Source organism: Acidithiobacillus albertensis (assembly GCF_001931655.1).
Lineage (GTDB): Bacteria > Pseudomonadota > Gammaproteobacteria > Acidithiobacillales > Acidithiobacillaceae > Acidithiobacillus > Acidithiobacillus thiooxidans.
Genome location: NZ_MOAD01000049.1, coordinates 1 through 1,931, shown reverse-complemented (window position 1 = coordinate 1,931; position 1,931 = coordinate 1). Strand labels below are relative to the sequence as shown.

Sequence of the window (1,931 nt, the reverse complement as noted above, 5' to 3'; positions counted from 1 at the left end):
CCCGAGTTCGACAGTTCATCGGCAAAAATCGTCAATTTCGTAACGCCGCCCCAGCATTCATAGGGGTTTCAGCGCCTATTTTCTAAAAATGCTGTGGTGGCACGTTTTATCACTTTTGATCTTTTATTGACATGCCTATGAACGCTGATAAAGTGGCGGCATGCATGTGAAGATCACCACCTCCGGCAGCCGCCGCTATGTCCAGCTTGTGGAGTCCTACCGGGATGATGCCGGAAAGGTCAAAAAGCGTACCGTCGCCACACTTGGGCGGCTGGATCAGATCGACAGTCAGTTGAATGCCGTGATTCAGGGCCTGATGAAGGTCAGCGGCCAGGTACCCACCCCGACGCCAATAATTTCTTCACCATCCATCGCTTTTGAAGCAGCGCGTGCTTTTGGCGATGTCTGGGCCTTGACCGAACTCTGGAAGGAGCTGGGGTTCAGCGCCCTACGTCAGGTGTTCCGCAAGACCCGCCATACGACCGATGTGGAAGCTCTGGTCCGGGTGATGGTCCTCAACCGGCTCTGCGATCCCGAATCGAAACTGGGCGTACTGCGCTGGGTGGAAACCGTCGCCTTGCCGGATGTCACCGTGACAGCGATTACCCACCAGCAACTCCTGCGCAGCATGGATGCCCTGATGGAGCAACAGAGTGCCGTAGATGCTGTGGTAGCCGGACTGTTGCGCCCCCTGATCGATCAGGACCTGTCCGTGGTCTTCTATGACCTCACCACGATCCGCAGTGAAGGCCTGGTCACGGTTCCCCAGGACGTCCGTCAATTCGGGATGGCCAAGGAAGGTCTGATCGCTCGCCAGTTCATGCTGGGGGTCGTGCAGACTGCAGAAGGTTTGCCGATCTACCATGAGGTCTTCGATGGCAACACCGCTGAGACCAAAACGCTGCTGCCGACCCTGGGCAAAGTGCTGGAGCGCTTTCCGACAGTGCGGCGCCTGGTGCTCATCGCGGATCGCGGGTTGTTGAGTCTGGACAATCTGGCAGCCCTGCAGGCGATTCGGCTGGCCAACGGGCAGTCTCTGGAGTTTATCCTGGCCGTACCGGGGCGGCGGTACCATGAATTTACCGATCTGCTGGATAGTTTCCAGCGGGAGTCGTGCAACACTGCCACTGAAGAAGTCATCGGTGAGCGCACCTGGAACGACCTGCGGCTGGTCATCGCCCATGATCCCATGACGGCGGCGGACCAGACCGCCAAGCGGAACGCGCGGATCGAAGCGCTGATTACCCAGGGCGACCAGTGGGCCGGCAAACTGGATGATCAGGACGACGGCAAGAAACACCGGGGCCGAAAACTCTCCGACAGCGGTGCCAAGGCACGCTTCTACCATGCCGTCTGCGAGGCGCATTTGTCGCGCATCATCCAAGTCGATATGGCCGCACAGCAGTTTAGCTACGACATCGACAAAAGCGCACGCACCCTGGCGGAAAAGATGGATGGCAAGCTCCTGCTCGTGAGCAATGTGCAGGACCTGTCACCGGCGGAGGTCGTGGCGCGCTACAAGTCTCTCGCCGATATCGAGCGGGGCTTCAAAGTGCTCAAATCCGAGCTGGAAATCGGCCCGGTCTACCACCGCCTGCCCGACAGGATACGGGCGCACGCAGCGATCTGCTTCATGGCGCTGATTCTGCATCGGGTCATGCGCAGTCGTTTACGTGCGAGTCACACCGGGCTGACGCCGGAACGAGCCTTGGAGCAACTCCACCGCATTCAGCATCACCGAGTTCGTCTCAATGGCGCCCCACCCGTATCCGGGGTGTCTTCCATCCAGGAATGTCAAAGCGAGGTTCTGCATGCCCTCCGGGTAAAAAAACCAGCCGCGTCTCAGCAACTGACGCTGTTGTAGTGGAGCGTTTTGAAATCGCTATTAGCAATATCAATAAGTTGCGAGATTAACTGTCGAACTCGGGTGG

At 58.2% G+C, this 1,931-nt stretch carries 1 protein-coding gene; it reads left to right on the top strand.

What is annotated here, in order from left to right:
* The first annotated feature begins 160 nt into the window (after nucleotides 1-160).
* Nucleotides 161-1,864: an IS1634 family transposase gene (locus tag BLW97_RS17760; RefSeq protein WP_075324134.1), complete on the top strand. Its 1,704-nt coding sequence runs from the start codon at nucleotides 161-163 to the stop codon at nucleotides 1,862-1,864.
* Nucleotides 1,865-1,931 lie beyond the last annotated feature (67 nt).

Excerpts from the sequence above, each read along its gene's own strand:
- BLW97_RS17760 (WP_075324134.1), top strand. The coding sequence starts at position 161 with ATGCATGTGAAGATCACCACCTCCGGCAGCCGCCGCTATGTCCAGCTT.